This window comes from Pseudomonas fluorescens (genome assembly GCF_000968015.1).
Classification (GTDB): Bacteria; Pseudomonadota; Gammaproteobacteria; order Pseudomonadales; family Pseudomonadaceae; genus Aquipseudomonas; species Aquipseudomonas fluorescens_W.
Genome location: NZ_LACH01000083.1, coordinates 1 through 18,263, shown reverse-complemented (window position 1 = coordinate 18,263; position 18,263 = coordinate 1). Strand labels below are relative to the sequence as shown.

Sequence of the window (18,263 nt, the reverse complement as noted above, 5' to 3'; positions counted from 1 at the left end):
CCGGGCGGCGTTCCGACGATTGCGGTTCAACATTCAACATTGATGTTGACTGACCCACCGCTATCGCGAGCAGGCTCACTCCTACAGGGTTATGGGTAGTGGCTTGTTTTTGGATGCACCGGCAACACCACCAACGCCTCCAACCCGCCCTTCGACCGATTGCGCAGTGTCAGCTCGCCTCCGTGCTCCAGCACAATCGCCCTTCCCGCCGACAACCCCAACCCAACGCCCCCCGTGCTTTTGTTCCGCGAACCTTCCATGCGAAAGAACGGTGCAAAAACCTGTTCAAGACTGGCCTCCGGAATACCCGGCCCACGGTCCAGTACTTTGATCCTCACCTCCCCGGCTCCGGGGATCAGTTCAATCGCCGGCTCACTCCCGTACTTGATCGCGTTATCCAGCAGATTGGTCATTACCCGCTTGAGCCCCAGCGGTCGCCCGAAATACACCCACCGCAGCGGCCCACTGAAAGCAATCTCGACACCCTGATCCCGGTAATCATCCAGCAGCGTTTGCAGCAGTTCCGCCAGATCAAACTGGGTGGCCGGCTCAAGCCGGGCATCATCGCGGAAGAACTCCAGCGCCGAGTTGATCATCGCCTGCATTTCATCCACATCACGAAACAACCGCTGCTGTTGCTCGCTGTCTTCGATGAATTCGCCCCGCAAACGCATCCGCGTCAGGGGCGCGCGCAGGTCGTGGGAGATGGCGGCGAGCATTTGTGTGCGGTCGCGGATGAAGTGCTGCAACTGGGCCTGCATAGCGTTGAACGCTAGGATTGCCTGGCGAATTTCCTGTGGGCCCAGCGGTTCGATGGGCGGTGCGCGGAAGTCCACGCCGAAGCGTCGGGCGCCTTCGGCAAAGTGCTGCAACGGTGTGGCAAGGCGTCGGGTGGCGATCAGCGCGACCAGCGCGGTGGAGATCAGCACCAGCAGGATCACGATCAGGTAGCGTGGCGTTTCGTCGAGGCCCCAACTGCGCGAGGGCGCGGAGAACATCAGCCATGTCGAATCCGATAGCTCGATCAGCAGCGCGTAATGCGCGTCCGCTGTGTGCTCCGTCCAGTCGGCCGGTTCATAGGCTTCGATGCGCCGGTCAGGGGCTCTGAGCATCGGCTGCAGGATGGTCGAGCCAATGTCGGACTTCGGATCGTCCACGGCCGGCAGATTGAGATCGTGCCGATCAGGGTGCCAAGTGACAGTGAACCCGTTCTCGCTGGCGGCTTGCGCCAACGGGTTGCGCAGGGGCGCAGGAGCGGCCTCGATGACGCGGCTGATGGCGGCGGCTTTTTCCAGCAGGCCGGTTTCGGTCAGCGGCGGGCGCGCCCAAACGCCGGCCAGTTGGATAAACAGCCCGTTGAGCGCCAGTGAAATGAGCATGGCCAGGATGATCGTCAACGCGATCCAGCGTGCCACCGTATCCCGGCGAATCCGCTTCAGCCAGCTCATCGCCGCGTCACGCTGGGCGTGAACAGGTAACCGCCATTGCGCACGGTGCGAATCATCGCCGGCCGTTTGGTGTCGGACTCGAGCTTGCGCCGCAGGCGGCTGACCTGAACGTCGATGCTGCGATCGAACGCCTCATGACAATGCCCGCGCGCCAGGTCCAGCAACTGCTCGCGAGTGAGAATGCGCTGCGGGTGTTCGACGAAGACCAACAACAAGTCAAACTCACCGGCCGACAGCGGAATCATCACGTTGTCCGGCGAACGCAGTTCGCGACGGGTGACGTCCAGGTGCCAGTCGGCGAAGTCGATCAACGGACGAGGCCGTTCCTGCGATACCGGACGGCGCTCGTCCACGCGACGCAGAACGGCGCGCACCCTGGCCAGCAGTTCACGGGCGTCGAAGGGTTTGGTCAGGTAATCATCGGCGCCCAGTTCCAGGCCGACTACCCGGTCGCTGAGTTCACCCATGGCGGTGAGCATGATCACCGGCATTGCATAGCGAATCCGCAGTTGCTGGCACAGGATCAGACCGCTATCGCCCGGCAACATCACGTCAAGAATGATCAGGTCCGGCGGCTGGCGCTCGATGGCCGCCCACAGCGACGCGCCGTCGGTGGCGACTTCGACGCTGTAGCCGTGCTGCACGAAGAATTTTTTCAGTAGATCGAGGACTTCAAGGTCGTCGTCCACAATTAAAAGACTGTTCACCAAAGGTCACTTAAGGGGCGAATGGAACCGCCATCTAAAACTATTCACGGCAGCGCGTCATATATTTCAATCCTGCAATAAAACGTCAGCGTCGCAATAAACCAGACATCTTTGCGCAAGGCTTGGGGCTCAGCATCTCGGCGAATTCCTCCCGAGACCTGCGTCCATGTTGCCTTTCAAGTGTGCTCCCTGGCTGACCCGCAACACCTCGATTGCCGTGCTGACCGCAGGGCTGGCGGGCTGCAGCAGTCAGCCGCCGTCCACCACCGAAGTGAGTTGCGCCGACATCGCCTATTCGGTGGACGACCCGGCGGAACCGTTCAATCGTGGGGTCTTCGCGTTTAACCGGGTGGTCGATGACTATGCCCTGGCACCGGTCGCTCGCGGCTATCGCTACTCGCCGGCCTTTTTCCAGACGGGTGTGCATAACTTTGTGGCGAACTTTGGCGAGCCCAAGGTGTTCATCAATGACCTGCTGCAAGGCAACCCGATGCGCTCGGCCAATACATTGGGGCGTTTCGTGCTCAACACCACCGTCGGCGTGGTGGGCTTGATCGACGTCTCCGGCATGGTCGGCATCCCGCGTCACGACGCAGATTTCGGCCAGACGTTCGGCGTGTGGGGCATCGGAAACGGGCCGATCGTCGAGTTGCCTTTGCTCGGCACGTCCAACAGCCGCGACGCCGTCGGCCGCGTGCTCGGTTTTGTGATCGATCCGTTCGGCAGCAACAGCGACACCGTGGACACGCTGTCCACGATCAACACGGTCGGCGGCATCGTCGATGGCCGCGCAGAAGCCTTACCGCTGACCGACAGCCTGCAAAAACTGCCGGACTACTACAGCGCATTACGCAACGTAGTCGCCGAGCATCGTGCCGCTTACGTGGCCGATGGCAAACAGGGTTCGGCGCAGACAACCAAACATCAATGCACAGGAGCACCGGCCGATGGTTTCTGAAGGCAATAGCCTGATTCTGCAGCAACGGGTTATCCAGCCCGACCCGGCCACTTTGAACTGTCGGGAAATTACCCTGCGCCTGTCAGCGGACTGTCGCCATCTGGTACTCACCCGCTACACCGAACACTATGGCCCGGCGCTGGTGCGATGGATCGAGCGCAGCCACACGGTGTCCGTGACAGAGCTATTTCGCTGGCTCGTGGCCAATGGCGAGACGGATGTAATCAAGGCGGACAGCGAGCAGTTGCCTTGATTGTCAGATTCGAGCCCGTTGCGTTTCATTGACGTCAGCTGCGTTATCATCCCGCGCTTCTCTGTTCCAAAAACCCGGATATCCATGTCTTTGCCGCTGCCCGACGATCATCAATCCCTGCCCCCTGTCCTGGTCGGGCCGCTGTTGCGGCGTCTGGAACCGACGCGGTTGGTGATGTGGCTGGTGGGGTCGCGGGCGTTGTCGCTGACGTTGCGCCTGCAAGATCGCGACACTATCCACCTCGACGCGAGTCAGTGCACGATCATTGCGGTGGGCACCCAGGCCTTTGTTCATTTGATCGACGTGTCGCTGGACACTGCCCTGCCCTGCGACACGTTCATCGAATACGACCTGGTGATTGACGACGCTGGCGCCGGCATCGCCGATTGGGCTCCGCACTTGCTGTACGGCAACGCCCGTTGCCCAAACTTCGTCCTGCGTAAACGGGCCGATCATCTGTTGCACGGCTCCTGCCGCAAACCTCACCATCCGGCCCCGGACGGGTTGCTGTGCGTCGATCGTTTGCTGGAGGCCGAGCCGGAAGCACACAAACGTCCGGCGCTATTGATGATGAGCGGCGATCAGGTTTATGCCGACGACGTCGCGGGGCCGACGCTGCGAGCCATCCATGCCTTGATCAAGCGACTGGGGTTGTTCGAAGAGCACCTCGAAGGCGCGGTGGTCAGCGACAGCGCCAAACTCTACGAGCACCCCGCCAGCTACTACCATCGTGCGGATTTGTTACCGGCGCTGGAGAGCAACGAAACCCTGCGCGAGCGATTTTTCGGTGGGGCGCGTAAGCCGATTTTCACCAGCAGCAGTGCCGATAACCATCTGGTGACGTTCGCCGAAGTCATGGCCATGTACCTGCTGGTCTGGTCGCCGACACCCTGGACGTTGATCGCCCCGCAACCACCGGCACTGACACCTGCAAGACGCGAGCGTTATGCCCTTGAGCAGACGCGCATCGATGGCTTCAAGGCAGGCCTTGGAGGCGTCGCCCGAGCACTCGCTCACCTGCCGTGCCTGATGATTTTCGACGACCACGATATTACCGATGACTGGAATCTTTCTGCGCAATGGGAGGAAACGGCCTACGGCCATCCGTTCTCCAGGCGCATCATCGGCAACGCGCTGATGGCTTATATGCTGTGCCAGGGCTGGGGCAATAACCCGGATGCGTTCGGCGCTGTGCTGAAGAAGGCCGGCGGATTGAGCGCGACCGGGCATGACCGCTACCTCGACAGTGACATTCAGGACGCGTTGATTGACGAACTGCTGAGATTTCAGAACTGGCATTACGTGCTACCCACCAGCCCGGCCATCGTCGTGCTGGACACCCGCACCCGACGCTGGCGCAGCGAGATGAACCTCAAGCAACCGTCAGGTCTGCTGGACTGGGAAGCCCTCAGCGAACTGCAACAGGAGCTGCTCGATCACCCTTCGGCCATCATCGTTTCGCCGGCGCCGATCTTCGGCGTCAAACTGATCGAAACCGTGCAGCGCGTTTTCAGCTGGTGCGGTTATCCCCTGCTGGTGGACGCCGAAAACTGGATGGCCCATCGCGGTGCGGCCCAGGTGATCCTGAACATTTTCCGACACTCGCGTACCCCCGGGAACTACGTGGTGCTGTCGGGCGATGTGCATTATTCCTTCGTCTACGAAGTACTGATCCGACACCGAAAGGCCGGCCCGCGCATCTGGCAGATCACCAGCAGCGGCATCAAAAACGAATTCCCGCCGGCCCTGCTCGAGTGGTTCGACCGCCTCAACCGCTGGCTCTACTCGCCCCGCTCGCCGCTCAACTGGCTGACCAAACGCCGACGCATGCGCATTGTTCCCCATGTCCCGGAACATGCTGAAGCGGGTGAACGGCTGTGGAACTCGGCGGGGATCGGGCAAGTGTTCTTTAATGAAAGAGGACAGCCGCAAGAGATCTATCAGCACAACTCAAACGGTTCGCCGAAGACGCGAATGGTTGCGCCTGAGAATGACGACTGAAGGCTGATCGTTCCCACGCTTTGCGTACATGATCGGTGTTGCTCATGAACCTCACCCGAACCCTGATCATCGGCAACTCCGGTTCCGGCAAAAGCTGGCTGGCCGAACGACTGGCCATGCACCTGCAAGTGCCGTGGGTCGATCTCGATTCGATTCACTGGTTGTCCGACGAGCACAGCATCGCCCGCCCCCGTGCCGAGGCGCTGGGCATGGCACGGGTGGTGGCCAGTGAAGAGCGCTGGGTGATCGAAGGCGTTTACGGCTGGATCATCAGCGAACTCTTGCCACGTGCGACAGCACTGATCTGGCTGTGTGCTGAAGATGAGGAGTGTGTTGCCAATATTCGTCAGCGAGAGGCGCAGCGGGACAAGAATGACGAGTTGTTGATTGCATTGCTCGACTGGGCCGGCAGCTATCGTATGCGCGAAGAGTCCAGTGGGTTTGCCGCGCATCAGCGTCTGTTCGAAGGGTTTGGCGGTTCGAAACGGCAACTCATGAGCCGAGCGCAAATGAAAGATTTTATCCATTCTCCACCCCGCACCTGGCGCATTTGAGCGCTGGGGATGGCGTGTTAATCGGATCGGGATTACATCGATCACGGAAACGTCTTTTGGAAAGTCGATTGATACTGAGTGCCTCTCGATGAGGAGAGCACGATGCGAACCGTCCAACAATCAGATAGCGATCACTTTGGAAAAGGCTCTGCGGTCAACCCCAAAACAAGTGATGAAACCGCTTACCTTTTAAGTTCGAAAGCCAATGCGAAACGTTTGCTCAAATCGATCGCTACTTTGCGGACAGGAACAACCAGCACCGGCAAGCCAATTACACTGACGGAAACACCGATCCTGTAGGAGCTGCCGAACCTTCGGCAGCTCCTACGAGAGGCTTACGTGAGTCCTAGGGATATCAGGCCACTTTCACCGCCCGACAAACCCCTCTGACAATCATCTCCACTTCCCGCTCATCAATCGTCAGCGGCGGCAGCAAGCGAATGGTCTTGCCCCGTGTCACGTTGATCAGCAGACCGTGATCCCGTGCGGCGATCAGGGTCAGGTCGCGAATCGGCTGTTTGAGTTCGATGCCAATCATTAATCCCTGGCCGCGGATCTCCAGGACGTTCGGGTCGTCCGCCAATTCGATGCGCAATCTGGCGAGTAAACGCTCGCCCTGAAGTTTGGCGTTATCCAGCAGCCTTTGTTCTTCGATGATCTCCAGCACGGTGTAACCCACGCGGCAGGCCAGTGGATTGCCGCCGAAGGTGCTGCCGTGACTGCCGGGGGTGAAGAGGTCGGCGGCTTTGCCTCGAGCCAGGCAGGCGCCGATGGGAATGCCGTTGCCCAGGCCTTTGGCCAGGGTCATGACGTCCGGAACGATGCCTTCGTGCTGAAAGGCAAACCATTGGCCGGTGCGGCCGATGCCGGTCTGTATTTCGTCGAGCATCAACAGCCACGAGCGCCGAGTGCAGAGTTCGCGAATGGCTTTCAGATAACCGGGCGGGGCCATTTGGACACCGCTTTCACCCTGGATCGGTTCCATCAGAATCGCCACGATGCGCGGGCCGAGGGCTTGCTGCACCTTATCCAGCGCCTTGAGGTCACCGAATGGCACTTTGACGAAGTCCCCCGGCAACTCGTTGAAGCCCAGGCGCACGGCCGGGCCATCACTGGCGGACAAAGTGCCCAGGGTCCGGCCGTGAAAGGCGTTTTCCATGACCACCACCAGCGGTTGCTCAATGCCTTTTTGCCAGCCATACAACCGAGCGAGTTTCAGCGCCGTCTCGTTGGCTTCGGCGCCGGAGTTGTTGAAGAAGGCTCGCTCCATGCCCGCCAATTGCGTCAGTTTCTGCGCCAGCCGCTGTTGCCAATCGATGCTGTAGAGGTTGGAAGTGTGCAACAGCAACCCCGCCTGTTCGCTGATGGCCGAGACAATTTTCGGATGGCAGTGACCGACGTTGGTCACTGCCACGCCCGCCACCGCGTCCAGGTATTCACGACCGGCCTGATCCCACAGGCGTGTGCCCAGGCCCTTGCTGAAACTCAAGGCCAAGGGTTGGTAAGTGCTCATCAGGCAGGCGGCGGTCATGACATCAAGCTCCATCAATGGTCGGTGTTTTTGCAGTATGGTTAGCCACCTGAGCTAGATAAACGCTGCAACACTTCAATCATTTTAAAGCTGGGCTTGATAATGGATTTGTTCCAGGCAATGACCGTTTACGTCAAAGTGGTGGAAACCGGCAGCATGACCGCCGCCGCGTTGCAGTGCGAAATGTCCACCACCATGGTCGGCAATCACCTGCGGGCGTTGGAGCAACGCCTGGGTGTGCGCCTGCTCCACCGAACGACACGACGCCAGCGGTTAACCGAATTCGGCACTGCTTATTACCAGCGTTGTCTCGAAGTGCTGGGGCTGGTGGCCGACTCCGAACGGTTGGCTGAGCAGGCCCTAGATGAACCGAGCGGCACCTTGCGCATCACCGCACCGCTGACGTTCGGCACCGAGAAACTGGCACCCGCCCTGAGCGAATTCGCCCTGCTGTGTCCACGCGTCAAATTGGATGTGGTCCTCACCAATCGCCGTCCAGACCTGCTCGAAAACGGGTTCGACGTAGCGTTTCGTCTGGGCAATACCGAGGAGACCCACCTGATCGCCCGTCCACTCCTCGACTACAGCCTGACCATGTGTGCATCACCGGAGTACCTGGCGCGCAAAGGCACACCGCAGAAACCTGACGATCTGCAACACCACGACTGTCTGTCCTTCGCCTATCCGGCCGGAGATGACTGGCAGTCGGTGGAAAAACATTGGCGCCTGACGGGTCCCGAGGGCGAAGTGGCGGTAGCGGTCAATGGACCGATGTTGATCAACAGTTCGGCAGGACTGCATCAAGCGGCGCGAACCGGTATGGGCATCGTGGTGTTGCCTGATGCGTTGATGGAGCAAGATCTCAAGGACGGAAAACTGGTGGCATTGATGCACAATTACCTGCCGCCGAGCCGACCGATGAACCTGATGTATGCCCAGGATCGCTACCGTTTGCCAAAACTGCGTAGTTTCGTCGACTTTGCCTTGCAGAGATGGGGCAAGCACTAGCCGGCTCAATACGCCATCGACTAATCTCCTCGACAGGCGGGTCACTTAGATATCAGGGCGGCAAGGAGTGCGGAGATGGGTGAAGCGTCGAACATCGAGCCGTTGAAGTTCAATCTGTCGGATTTGAACGAAGACATGCTGCACACCATTCTGGAGCTGGTCAGCGACGGCATCTGGGACTGGAACGCCAACACCGGGTTCGTCTATCGCAACCCCGGGTGGTACGAGATGCTCGGCTACCCGCCTCATTCCCTGGATAACAACGTGTTGACCTGGGAAAGCGTGATCCATCCCGACGATTACCCGCAGGTCATGGCGCTGTTCGATGACTACCTGAATCAGCGCGCCCCCGGCTATCAGGCCGAGTATCGCTGCCGCATGCAGGATGGCAGCTACATCTGGATCGAAGACCGTGGCTACGTACTGGCACGCAATGCCGACGGTTCTGTGGCGCGGATGGTCGGCGCGCACCGCAGCATCGAAGACAAGAAACGCCTGTACGAAGCGCTTGAACGGCGAAACCAATCCCTTGAAGCGATCGTTGAAGAACGCACCCGAGAATTGTCTCGCGTCAATCAACAACTGCAAATCCAACTCGAAGAAAACCGAAAACTGGCGGAAACCGACACACTGACCTCAATCGCCAATCGCTATCTTCTGCAAAAAGCCCTGCCCCAGGAATGCGAACGCGCCCAGCGCTTTCGACAACCGCTGTCGCTGATTGCGATGGACATCGACGACTTCAAGAACATCAACGATCACTATGGCCACGCGCTGGGTGATGCGGCATTGATACAAGTGATCGAGAGCGTGAAACACTGCGTACGCGAGGGTGATCTGCTCGCGCGTTGGGGTGGCGACGAGTTCATCCTGATCCTTCCCAATACACCACTCGCCGACGCCCGGACCCTCGCCGAACGTATCCGCCATGACCTCGCAGGCCTGCTGCCAGTGGGGGACTTTCAAGTGACCATGAGTTTTGGCGTGGTTCAGCGCTTTGACGAAGAACAACAGACCGGACTGCTGGCCAGGGCCGATCAGGCGCTGTATCGGTCGAAGATCGCGGGCAAGAATGTGATTTCGGGGTAAGGGCTATGCCCTTCACTTCTCACATCCCCGCCTTCACCAATACCGGTTTCTCCTGATACCGATCCGGATAAAGCTTTTTCAGCTGCGCGACCTTCGGTAGATCGTTGATCACAATGTACGGATAGGTCGGGTGCTCGGTCAGAAAGTCCTGATGTTCCTCCTCCGCCGGGTAGAAACCGTTGTAGGTCTCCAGCTTGGTCACAATGGGTTTGTTGAACGAACGAGCGGCGTCGAGCTGGGCGACGTAGGCCTGGGCGATACGCTGCTGTTCGCTATTTTCCGGGAAAAGCGCCGAGCGATACTGAGTGCCGTGGTCAGGTCCCTGACGGTTGAGTTCGGTAGGGTTGTGAGCCACCGAGAAGTAGATTTGCAGCAAGGTGCCGTAGCTGACCTGACGAGGGTCGAAGGTAACTTCGACGGATTCCGCATGACCGGTATCGCCACTGCTGACCCGCTCGTACTGAGCAGTGTTGGCTGCACCGCCGGCGTAACCGGAGACCGCTTTCTTCACCCCTTTGACATGCTGGAACACGCCTTGGACGCCCCAGAAGCAACCGCCGGCAAAGACCGCCCTTTCGCTGTCGGCCTGGGTCGTTTCGTCGAGGGTGGGTGGAGGAATGATGACCGCGTCTTCCGCCGCACCGAAGGAGAACGCCAGGCATTGGCCGATGACGCCGGCAGCGGCCAGGCCCAACAGGGTGCGGCGCCAGGTGAATAGGGTTTTCATGAGGCTGATTCCTGAATGAATGGGATGACGATCAACCGAACGTAAACGCATACGCCGACACTCCGGAGTCGAGAAACTCGATACTGAAGGTCCGATCCGTCACGCCACCGGTTTGGCGCACCAACTGGTACAAACGTTGTTCAGTCACGCTACCGCTGCCGTCGGGTGCCACGTCGGTACCGTGGGCATCGCCGGGGGTTTTTCCGTCAATCAACACTTTGAAACGCACTGGTTTACCGTCGGTGCCAGGCCCCAGTACCAGATGCAGATCGCGGGCATGGAAGCGGTAGACGATGCGACTGGCCGGTGCGCTAGAAGTCGCTCGCTCCGAGCCGACATTCCATTGACCGTCCAGGCTCCAGTCGTTGAGTGCTAATTGCGATGGAGCGCTATAGGCCGACACCTTGCCCGGCACCAGGCTGGTTTCAGGCACGAAATGCTCGGCACGCTGGTAGCCGACATAGGTTTCCGGCGATTGCACTTCGTTCATGTCCGGCGCCAGTTGAACACCCTCGGCGCTGGCATTGATCAGGCCGTCCGCGACCTTCGCGGCACCTGCTTCGCGCAGCAGTTGCTGGATCACCCGTTCCGATTCGGCGTACTCGCCCTCACCAAAATGGTGATAACGGATGCGACCTTGAGCGTCGGCAAAATAGTGGGCCGGCCAGTATTGGTTGTTGAAAGCTCGCCAGATCTTGAAGTCATTATCGATGGCCACCGGGTAGTTGATGCCCAGGTCCTTCATGGCTTTGGTGACATTGCCGACGTCTCGTTCGAAAGCAAACTCGGGCGCATGGACGCCAATCACCACCAATCCCTGATCGCGGTACTTCTCGGCCCAAGCCTTCACATAGGGCAGTGTGCGCAGGCAGTTGATGCAGGAGTAAGTCCAGAAATCCACCAGCACGACTTTGCCTTTCAAGGCCTGCGCTGTGAGGGGTGGCGAGTTGAGCCATTGCACCGCGCCATCCAGCGGTGGAAGGTTGCCTTCAATCGGCAATGCGCCCGGCGCTTTGTCAGCCGCTTTCATTGCACTTCCCGAGGCCGGAACCTGCGCCATCATCGCCTCGCTAACGTTCGGTGATTTGCCGGCCAGCCGTCCCACCAACACCTGCTCGATACCGCCGGTGGACGCCGTCGAAACCCGCGCCAGAATCCCGGTGTCGAGCCCCAGGGCGATGGCCGCGACACCGGCCAGCATCATGGCGCCCAGACCTCGACGCAACCACTCACCAGCGCCGATGGAACGCTTCATCGCCGCAAAGACTTTACCGCCCAGCAGCAGCGCCACGGCGAGGGAAGTTGCAGCACCCGCGGCGTAGGCCAGCAACAACAAGGTGGTTGCGATGCTTGCCCCTTGCAACGCGGCCCCTGTCAGCAACAGACCCAGAATCGGCCCGGCGCACGGTGCCCAGAGCAGGCCCGTGGCGACGCCGATCAGGAACGAAGCGCCGGGACGCGGCCGGGCATCGGCGCCTGCGGCTTCCGACAACCGACTACCAGCCGCCACCAGCGGTCGGGTCAGACGCTCGGCCAATCGAGGCAGCAACAGCGTCAGCCCGAACAGTGCAACGAACAGCAACGCGAGCCAGCGACCATATTGATTGACTTGTACCACCCAACCGCCGCCCACCGCTGCCAGCGAGGCGACGAGCGCGAAGGTCAGCGCCATTCCCGCCAATAGCGGCAACCCGCTTTTCATAAACGGCTGCCCGGTGCGAGCGAAGACAAAGGGCAGTACCGGGAGGATGCACGGGCTGACAATCGTCAGCACACCACCGAGATAAGCGAGGACCAGAAGCCACATAACGTCGACCTTCAAAAATGAGTGAAAGGAAGTACCCGCGGATCAAGCCGTCTTCGGCACAAAAGTCATCGCCAGGCCGTTCATGCAGTAACGCAGACCGGTGGGTTTGGGCCCATCGTCAAAGACATGGCCCAAATGACCGCCACAACGCCGACAGTGGACTTCTTCGCGCAGCACCCCGAAGGAGCGGTCCTGACGAGTGGCTACCGCCTTGTCCAGCGGTGCCCAGAAGCTCGGCCAACCGGTGCGGCTGTCGAACTTGGTCGCGGAAGAAAACAGCGGCAGATCGCAACCGGCACAGGCAAACGTACCTTCACGGTGCTCGTTGTTCAGCGGGCTGCTGTAGGCCCGTTCGGTGCCCTCTTCGCGCAGGATTTCGTACTGCTCGGCGCTGAGCATGGCGCGCCATTCGCTATCGCTGTGAGTCACCTCGAACACCTCCGCCGCATCGGCATCACTGACCAGTGCAGAACGCGCGGCAAATTTTGGCAATACACCGATGACCAGGGCTGCAGCGCCTAGCCCGCCGCTTGCTACGAGAAACTGTCGCCGTGAAAACATGGTCGTCTCCAAAAATTCCAAGGGCCTGTCATGGAACACAGCCTAGGCTTGGGTTGATCGCCAAATCCTCACGAGAAGTTAAACAATTCGTGATAACTCAGGCCCCGGAAAACCCGCACAATGCGCTCATTGCGCCGAAGGATTTAGCTTGATGGAACAGACCAAACGCGTTCTCGTGGTCGAGGACGACCTGCATATCGCCGACCTTATCTGCCTGCATCTACGTGATGAGCAGTTCGAGGTGGTGCACTGCGCCGATGGCGATGAAGGCATGCGCCTGCTGCAGCAAGGAAGCTGGGACGCACTGATCCTCGACCTGATGCTGCCCGGCGTCGATGGCCTGGAAATCTGCCGCCGCGCCCGCGCCATGGCCCGCTACACACCGATCATCATTACCAGTGCGCGTTCCAGCGAAGTGCACCGGATTCTCGGGCTCGAACTCGGCGCCGACGATTACCTGGCCAAACCCTTTTCGATGCTCGAACTGGTGGCCCGGGTCAAAGCGCTGTTGCGACGGGTCGACGCCATGGCCCGCAACCTGAAAATGGACGCCGGCAGCCTGATCACGGACGGCCTCTCCATTGACCCGATCACGCGCGATGTGTCCCTTGACGGTCGCCGCCTCGATCTCACGCCACGGGAGTTCGACCTGTTGTATTTCTTCGCCCGTCAGCCCGGCAAAGTGTTCTCGCGCATGGACCTGCTCAACGCCGTCTGGGGCTACAGCCATGAAGGCTACGAGCACACGGTCAACACTCACATCAACCGCCTGCGGGCAAAGATCGAGGCCGATCCGGCGCAACCGGCGCGCATCCTCACGGTGTGGGGACGCGGCTACAAATTCGCGGCCAGGGAGGAGCAGACGTGAGACTGACCCTGACTCAGCGCCTGTCTCTGGTATTCGCCCTGTTGCTGCTGGTGTGCTGCGGCACGTCGGCCTGGATGCAGGTGCGGTCCAACAAGATGCATGAGCTAGAAGTGGTGCAAGGGTTGTCGCGGGATCTGGCCCGGCACATCGCCCATGACACCGTGCTGATGGACACCAAAGGCCTGATGCCCGACGCCGTGCGCGACCTGTTCAGCCAACTGATGCTGGTCAATCCCAGTGTCGAGGTCTATCTGCTCGACCCCGAGGGCCGGATTGTCGGCAGTGCTGCGCCCGAGGGTCGGATACATCGGGAGCGAGTAGACCTGGTGCCGATCCAGCGTCTGCTCAAGGGCGATGCCCTGCCGATTCTCGGCGACGATCCGCGCAGCGTCGATGGCCGCAAAGTGTTCAGCGCCGCGCCATTGCAGGTCAATGGCAAACAGGTGGGTTATCTCTATGTGGTGCTGCTGAGCGAAGAACACGACCGCTTCGCCGAACGCGGCGCCACCAGCGCCGCCCTGAATACCGCGCTGTTGTCCATCGGGCTGGTGGCGTTGCTGTGTCTGATTGCCGGTCTCACGGCATTCGCCCTCATCACCCGACCTTTGCGCCGTTTGACCGAAACCGTCAGCCAGTTCGACATTGATGGCGCTCCGGTAACGCCGCCTGCATCCGCCCCGGTGGAAAAAGCCGCCAGCCACGATGAAATTGCCATACTCGACGCCACCTTCCGGCAGATGCAGGCACGCCTCGGCGAGCAATGGCGCTCATTGACCCGCCAGGATCAGGAACGCCGCGAACTGGTGGCCAACATCTCCCACGACCTGCGCACGCCTCTGGCCTCGCTGCACGGTTACCTGGAAACCTTGTCGCTCAAGGACACCACGCTGTCCCCCGCCGACCGCCGCCGTTATCTGGGCATCGCGCTGGATCAAAGCCGCAAGGTGGGTGGTCTGGCGCAATCGCTGCTGGAACTGGTGCGACTGGAACATGGTTTCGTGCAACCGGTACTGGAGCGTTTCTCGCTGACTGATCTGGTGCAGGACATTTTCCAGAAGTTCGAACTGACGGCCGAGGCGCGTCACGTCGAACTCAAGGCCACCTTCGCACCCAATGTTTCGACGGCCTGCGCCGACCTTGGATTGATCGAGCGGGTGCTCACCAACCTGTTCGACAACGCCCTGCGCCATACCCCGCAAGGGGGAGAAATCGAGCTCAGCCTGCGCCCTCAAGGACCTTTTATTGAAGTCACCGTCAGCGACACTGGCCCCGGCATTGCTGCCGAATTGCGCGAAGGTCTGTTCCTGCGCCCGTTCAACATTGGCGGCGCACGGCGTGACGGTGGACTGGGATTGCGGATCGTGCACCGGATCCTGCAATTGCACGGCCGCGAGATCCAGCTGATTGATGTTCCCGGCCGCGGCGCGACCTTTCGCTTTTCGTTGGCGATGGATCAGCAAACGGCCGAGCAATTGGCGGTGCGGTCGATGAATCTGAATTCGCTGGGGAAATAGTCGACTGCCTGGGCCACAGCAACGGCTAATATCCCGGCACCCATTTCGGCAAGGACGCTGCCCGATGCTCAACACCCTGCAAAACACCCCATTGTGGGTTTACGCGATTTTTCTGCTGCTGTGCTACTACGGCGTCAAAGCCTTGTCCCCGACCCGTGAAAGCAAAATTTCATTGCTCGTCACAGCGCCGATTTTGCTGGGCTGGTCGCTGTATTCGCTGAACCTGACGCTGAATCCGCAGCTATCGGTCAGTTGCTGGTTGGCCGCCGTCATCCTGGGCAGTCTCGTGGCGCTGCTGATTTTCCCACACAAGGGCATTGAGCTGGATGATCCGCAAACCGGCCTGATCGTGCCGGGCACAGCAAAAACCCTGGTGCTGTATCTGCTGTTTTTTGCGGTGAACTATTACTTCGGCTACCAGGATGACGTTCACCCGGAAATGGCCGCCACTCTTGAGATGTTGCTGCTCAAGGCGTCGGCTTCGGGTTTTGTCTGTGGACTGATCAGCGGTCGGGCGTTGAAGTTTTCTCGGCTGCTGCTGACACTTCAGGCAAAACGCCCCCCGATAGCCGCCGGTTAAAAGCCGCAGTGCCAAAAATGATGACCAGCCGCCTGTTCATCCGTGACAACGCCGCCTCGGTCCAATAGATTAGGCGGCCTGAAAAGGCCCAGAGCTTTCTCGCCTCAACCCAAGTTAAAAGAAGTAGTGAAATTTCAATGTCCGATTCCAATACCGCTGAATCCGTAGTCACCTTGTCGTCCAAAGCGGAATACGAAAACTCCATCAATCTTTCACAGCACGTGCCCCAGGCCAAGACCATCAGCGAGATGGTCCTGGACGCTTTCCAGTCCACCCGGGAAAGCGACCAGATCCGCGAGCTGCGCGCCGCGATTCGCCAGGCTCACGACAGCTTCGACGACGATAAAGCCTACGATTTGATGGGCGAACTCAAGCAGCTCAAGGACGCTGAGGCTGCCGACATTGCAGCCCTGGAAGACTTGAGCAGCAAATTCCCGATCAGCCGGATTCTCTCCAGCTTCAAGGACGACCCGGCCTTTCAGGAATTGGTCTATGGCCTCGCACTGAAAGTGCTGAACCAGACCCACCAGGCCATCAGCAACCCGAGCAGTGGCAAAAGCAAAGCGGCTCGCGCCAAGAAAGATGTCGAAGTGTTCACCATCAGCAAAGACGGCATCAGCGTCACGCTGCCGCTACGTACCCCGCGTTCGCGACTGAACGTTGACCGTGAGGCGCTGGAGTTCCTGGGCTTCACCTTCGTCGGTGAAGGCGAAGAAGCGGAGCTGGAAAGCGAGACCTTCCTGGACAACGCCGGGGCCGAACAAGCGATTAACCGCAAGAACATCATCACCGCGCTTCAGCAGCAAACCGCGTTCGATGGCTACAGCATCGCCGCGCAGTAACACGATCCATCAGCGGCGCTTTCGGCGCCACTGACCCAAGAGCCCCGCCCTAGAGCGGGGCTTTTTTTTGCCCGTGATTTTATAAAATCCACAATTCCCCTTCCTGTCGTCATCGCCCACACCAAGACAGTTGCAAAGTGCCACCCCGTTCGGCAATCAATGCCCAAAGGCACTCATGCCACGGTGATTCGGCGCCAGAAAAACACCTTTCCTTAACCCTTCAGCACCACGGGTCCGCCTGCAGGGAGCGTCACTCACTTTCCAGCCCAAGACTTCAGTGGTGCGATTGCTGAGGTCATCATGAACACAACTCCCCTTTACCGTCAGTTGGCCAATCACTACCTCGACGCGATCCGCAGCGGCACCTTGAAAACCGGTGAACGATTCCCCTCCATTCGGCTGATGATGGAAAAACACGCCGTCAGCCTGTCGACCGCAGTGCAGGTTTGCCGGGAACTCGAGGACTGTGGCGTGCTGGAAGCCCGGCCGCGCTCCGGCAATTACATTCGCCAGCCCGACACGTTGCGCAAACCCGTCCCGATCGCCTCTCCCCCGCCGCTGGACACCGGCGTCTACGTCGGCATTCACGAGCAGGTGTCATCGGTCCTCAAGGCCAGTCAGCGCGCGACGATCAAGGTCAATTTCGCCAGTGCCTTCTGCGCGCCGGAACTCTATCCGTTGAAGATCCTGCAAGATCATATGATCAAGGCGCTGCGTCACGATCCGCACTTGCTCGGCGCGGCGGGCTCCACCTGCGGCAACAGCACATTGCGCAGTATTCTTGCGCGACGGGCGCTGACCGCGAAGGCCAATTTGCCAGCGGAGAAGATTGTGATCACCAACGGCGCGACCGAAGCGATCAATCTGGCCTTGCGCGCGGTTACCCAACCGGGTGACACAGTGGCTGTGGAGTCACCGACCTTTTACGGTTTACTGCAAATTCTAGAAAGCCTGAATCTGCGGGTGCTGGAGGTCCCGGCGACTTCGCACGCCGGAATCAATCTGTTTGCTCTCGAACAATTGCTACAAGGCCCCGAACGGATTCAGGCGCTGATCGTCATTCCCAACTTGCAAAATCCGCTGGGCAGCATCATGCCCGACGCCAACAAGGCGCGGCTGGTGCAACTGTGCGCCGAACACGCCACGGTGTTGATCGAAGACGACACCTATGGTGATCTGGTGGATACCGAGCAGCCACTGTCCACGCTCAAGCACTGGGACCGCACCGACAACGTGATCTATTGCGCATCCCTGAACAAAACCCTGGCACCGGGCATTCGCCTGGGCTGGATCAGCGCGGGGAAATGGCACGACCGCGTGGAGATGCTCAAACACACCCAGTCCCGGGGGTGTGAGGCGTTGTCGCAATTGGCGGTCAGTGCGTTCATGAGGACACCGTCCTACGAACGTTACCTGCGCCGGTTAAGGAAAATTCTGACTCACCAACGCCAGCAAATGAGTGCAGCGATCATTCGCTACTTTCCCGCCGGCACCTGCGTGACCACCCCTCGGGGCGGTACGTTGTTATGGGTGGAACTGCCGCGCCACCATTCATCCATGGCGTTTTTCCATGAGGCATTGAAGGCCGGCATCCAGATTTCGCCTGGGGATATCTTTTCAAACGGCCAGCGTTTCAATCACTTTGTGCGCATTGGTTGCGGCGCGCCGTATTCACCGCAGATAGATGAAGCGCTGGCGACTCTTGGCCAACTCCTCAAAAACCAGCGATAAACACAACCCGTGTAGCAGCTGCCGAGCCTGCGAGGCTGCGTTCGGCTGCGACGCAGTCGTAAACCCTGTGTATGCGGTGCGTCT

At 59.7% G+C, this 18,263-nt stretch carries 18 protein-coding genes; 12 read left to right on the top strand and 6 right to left on the bottom strand.

Annotated elements, in window-relative coordinates; genetic code table 11:
• Nucleotides 1–89: 89 nt before the first annotated feature.
• Complete coding sequence (locus VD17_RS29610; protein WP_046056938.1) at nucleotides 90–1,448, bottom strand: ATP-binding protein; 1,359 nt, start codon at nucleotides 1,446–1,448, stop codon at nucleotides 90–92.
• On the bottom strand, nucleotides 1,445–2,155 hold the full coding sequence (locus tag VD17_RS29605) for a response regulator (RefSeq protein ID WP_033061436.1): 711 nt from the start codon (nucleotides 2,153–2,155) through the stop codon (nucleotides 1,445–1,447). Before VD17_RS29605 ends, VD17_RS29610 begins: the two co-directional genes overlap by 4 nt.
• A 166-nt stretch (nucleotides 2,156–2,321) precedes the next feature.
• Between VD17_RS29605 and VD17_RS29600 the strand changes: the two genes are divergently transcribed.
• The 5 genes from VD17_RS29600 (at nucleotide 2,322) to VD17_RS32395 (ending at nucleotide 6,221) form a co-directional block, all read left to right on the top strand.
• Nucleotides 2,322–3,113, top strand: coding sequence for an MlaA family lipoprotein (locus tag VD17_RS29600; RefSeq protein ID WP_046056937.1), 792 nt, complete (start codon nucleotides 2,322–2,324; stop codon nucleotides 3,111–3,113).
• A complete protein-coding gene (locus VD17_RS29595; protein ID WP_046056936.1) occupies nucleotides 3,103–3,366 on the top strand; it encodes a hypothetical protein in 264 nt (87 codons plus the stop codon). Before VD17_RS29600 ends, VD17_RS29595 begins: the two co-directional genes overlap by 11 nt.
• An 84-nt stretch (nucleotides 3,367–3,450) precedes the next feature.
• Entirely contained in the window at nucleotides 3,451–5,367 is a 1,917-nt protein-coding gene (locus tag VD17_RS29590; protein ID WP_259674615.1) for an alkaline phosphatase D family protein, read from the top strand.
• A gap of 44 nt (nucleotides 5,368–5,411) precedes the next feature.
• Nucleotides 5,412–5,921, top strand: a complete 510-nt coding sequence (locus tag VD17_RS29585) for an adenylate kinase (protein ID WP_046056935.1) — start codon at nucleotides 5,412–5,414, stop codon at nucleotides 5,919–5,921.
• A 102-nt stretch (nucleotides 5,922–6,023) separates the two neighbouring features.
• On the top strand, nucleotides 6,024–6,221 hold the full coding sequence (locus VD17_RS32395) for a hypothetical protein (protein WP_185753254.1): 198 nt from the start codon (nucleotides 6,024–6,026) through the stop codon (nucleotides 6,219–6,221).
• A 55-nt stretch (nucleotides 6,222–6,276) separates the two neighbouring features.
• Here the strand turns inward: VD17_RS32395 and VD17_RS29580 are convergent, their stop codons facing one another.
• A complete protein-coding gene (locus tag VD17_RS29580; protein WP_046056934.1) occupies nucleotides 6,277–7,452 on the bottom strand; it encodes an aspartate aminotransferase family protein in 1,176 nt (391 codons plus the stop codon).
• Between the two features lie 102 nt (nucleotides 7,453–7,554).
• Here VD17_RS29580 and VD17_RS29575 point away from each other — a divergent pair, with 102 nt between their 5' ends.
• The gene (locus VD17_RS29575) at nucleotides 7,555–8,460 is read left to right on the top strand and encodes a LysR family transcriptional regulator (RefSeq protein WP_046056933.1); all 906 of its coding nucleotides are present in this window, start codon (nucleotides 7,555–7,557) and stop codon (nucleotides 8,458–8,460) included.
• 75 nt (nucleotides 8,461–8,535) lie between these two features.
• Entirely contained in the window at nucleotides 8,536–9,549 is a 1,014-nt protein-coding gene (locus VD17_RS29570) for a sensor domain-containing diguanylate cyclase (RefSeq protein ID WP_046056932.1), read from the top strand.
• A 19-nt stretch (nucleotides 9,550–9,568) separates the two neighbouring features.
• Here VD17_RS29570 and msrA read toward each other — a convergent pair whose 3' ends face one another.
• Genes msrA through msrB form a run of 3 tightly spaced genes read right to left on the bottom strand, consistent with a single transcriptional unit; the run spans nucleotide 9,569 to nucleotide 12,644 of the window.
• Nucleotides 9,569–10,276: a peptide-methionine (S)-S-oxide reductase MsrA gene (gene msrA / locus VD17_RS29565; protein ID WP_046056931.1), complete on the bottom strand. Its 708-nt coding sequence runs from the start codon at nucleotides 10,274–10,276 to the stop codon at nucleotides 9,569–9,571.
• Between the two features lie 31 nt (nucleotides 10,277–10,307).
• The gene (locus VD17_RS29560) at nucleotides 10,308–12,083 is read right to left on the bottom strand and encodes a cytochrome c biogenesis protein DipZ (protein WP_046056930.1); all 1,776 of its coding nucleotides are present in this window, start codon (nucleotides 12,081–12,083) and stop codon (nucleotides 10,308–10,310) included.
• A 42-nt stretch (nucleotides 12,084–12,125) separates the two neighbouring features.
• The gene (msrB, locus tag VD17_RS29555; protein WP_046056929.1) at nucleotides 12,126–12,644 is read right to left on the bottom strand and encodes a peptide-methionine (R)-S-oxide reductase MsrB; all 519 of its coding nucleotides are present in this window, start codon (nucleotides 12,642–12,644) and stop codon (nucleotides 12,126–12,128) included.
• 151 nt (nucleotides 12,645–12,795) lie between these two features.
• Between msrB and VD17_RS29550 the strand changes: the two genes are divergently transcribed.
• The 5 genes from VD17_RS29550 (at nucleotide 12,796) to VD17_RS29530 (ending at nucleotide 18,179) form a co-directional block, all read left to right on the top strand.
• The gene (locus VD17_RS29550; protein ID WP_046056928.1) at nucleotides 12,796–13,512 is read left to right on the top strand and encodes a response regulator transcription factor; all 717 of its coding nucleotides are present in this window, start codon (nucleotides 12,796–12,798) and stop codon (nucleotides 13,510–13,512) included.
• Nucleotides 13,509–15,026, top strand: a complete 1,518-nt coding sequence (locus tag VD17_RS29545; RefSeq protein WP_046056927.1) for a sensor histidine kinase — start codon at nucleotides 13,509–13,511, stop codon at nucleotides 15,024–15,026. The genes VD17_RS29550 and VD17_RS29545 overlap by 4 nt, the downstream gene beginning before the upstream one ends.
• Before the next feature lie 64 nt (nucleotides 15,027–15,090).
• Nucleotides 15,091–15,606: a hypothetical protein gene (locus VD17_RS29540; protein ID WP_046056926.1), complete on the top strand. Its 516-nt coding sequence runs from the start codon at nucleotides 15,091–15,093 to the stop codon at nucleotides 15,604–15,606.
• 137 nt (nucleotides 15,607–15,743) lie between these two features.
• A complete protein-coding gene (locus VD17_RS29535; RefSeq protein WP_046056925.1) occupies nucleotides 15,744–16,448 on the top strand; it encodes a hypothetical protein in 705 nt (234 codons plus the stop codon).
• 300 nt (nucleotides 16,449–16,748) lie between these two features.
• Nucleotides 16,749–18,179 (top strand): aminotransferase-like domain-containing protein, encoded by a 1,431-nt coding sequence (locus tag VD17_RS29530; RefSeq protein WP_046056924.1) that lies wholly within the window; start codon nucleotides 16,749–16,751, stop codon nucleotides 18,177–18,179.
• Nucleotides 18,180–18,263 lie beyond the last annotated feature (84 nt).

What these genes read in the sequence shown, in the direction of transcription:
- VD17_RS29600 (WP_046056937.1), top strand. Translation starts at nt 2,322, where the DNA reads ATGTTGCCTTTCAAGTGTGCTCCCTGGCTGACCCGCAACACCTCGATT.
- VD17_RS29580 (WP_046056934.1), bottom strand. Translation starts at nt 7,452, where the DNA reads ATGACCGCCGCCTGCCTGATGAGCACTTACCAACCCTTGGCCTTGAGT.
- VD17_RS29590 (WP_259674615.1), top strand. Translation starts at nt 3,451, where the DNA reads ATGTCTTTGCCGCTGCCCGACGATCATCAATCCCTGCCCCCTGTCCTG.
- VD17_RS29570 (WP_046056932.1), top strand. Translation starts at nt 8,536, where the DNA reads ATGGGTGAAGCGTCGAACATCGAGCCGTTGAAGTTCAATCTGTCGGAT.
- VD17_RS29540 (WP_046056926.1), top strand. Translation starts at nt 15,091, where the DNA reads ATGCTCAACACCCTGCAAAACACCCCATTGTGGGTTTACGCGATTTTT.
- VD17_RS32395 (WP_185753254.1), top strand. Translation starts at nt 6,024, where the DNA reads ATGCGAACCGTCCAACAATCAGATAGCGATCACTTTGGAAAAGGCTCT.
- VD17_RS29610 (WP_046056938.1), bottom strand. Translation starts at nt 1,448, where the DNA reads ATGAGCTGGCTGAAGCGGATTCGCCGGGATACGGTGGCACGCTGGATC.
- VD17_RS29585 (WP_046056935.1), top strand. Translation starts at nt 5,412, where the DNA reads ATGAACCTCACCCGAACCCTGATCATCGGCAACTCCGGTTCCGGCAAA.
- VD17_RS29560 (WP_046056930.1), bottom strand. Translation starts at nt 12,083, where the DNA reads ATGTGGCTTCTGGTCCTCGCTTATCTCGGTGGTGTGCTGACGATTGTC.
- VD17_RS29595 (WP_046056936.1), top strand. Translation starts at nt 3,103, where the DNA reads ATGGTTTCTGAAGGCAATAGCCTGATTCTGCAGCAACGGGTTATCCAG.
- VD17_RS29530 (WP_046056924.1), top strand. Translation starts at nt 16,749, where the DNA reads ATGAACACAACTCCCCTTTACCGTCAGTTGGCCAATCACTACCTCGAC.
- VD17_RS29575 (WP_046056933.1), top strand. Translation starts at nt 7,555, where the DNA reads ATGGATTTGTTCCAGGCAATGACCGTTTACGTCAAAGTGGTGGAAACC.
- VD17_RS29550 (WP_046056928.1), top strand. Translation starts at nt 12,796, where the DNA reads ATGGAACAGACCAAACGCGTTCTCGTGGTCGAGGACGACCTGCATATC.
- msrA (WP_046056931.1), bottom strand. Translation starts at nt 10,276, where the DNA reads ATGAAAACCCTATTCACCTGGCGCCGCACCCTGTTGGGCCTGGCCGCT.
- VD17_RS29535 (WP_046056925.1), top strand. Translation starts at nt 15,744, where the DNA reads ATGTCCGATTCCAATACCGCTGAATCCGTAGTCACCTTGTCGTCCAAA.
- msrB (WP_046056929.1), bottom strand. Translation starts at nt 12,644, where the DNA reads ATGTTTTCACGGCGACAGTTTCTCGTAGCAAGCGGCGGGCTAGGCGCT.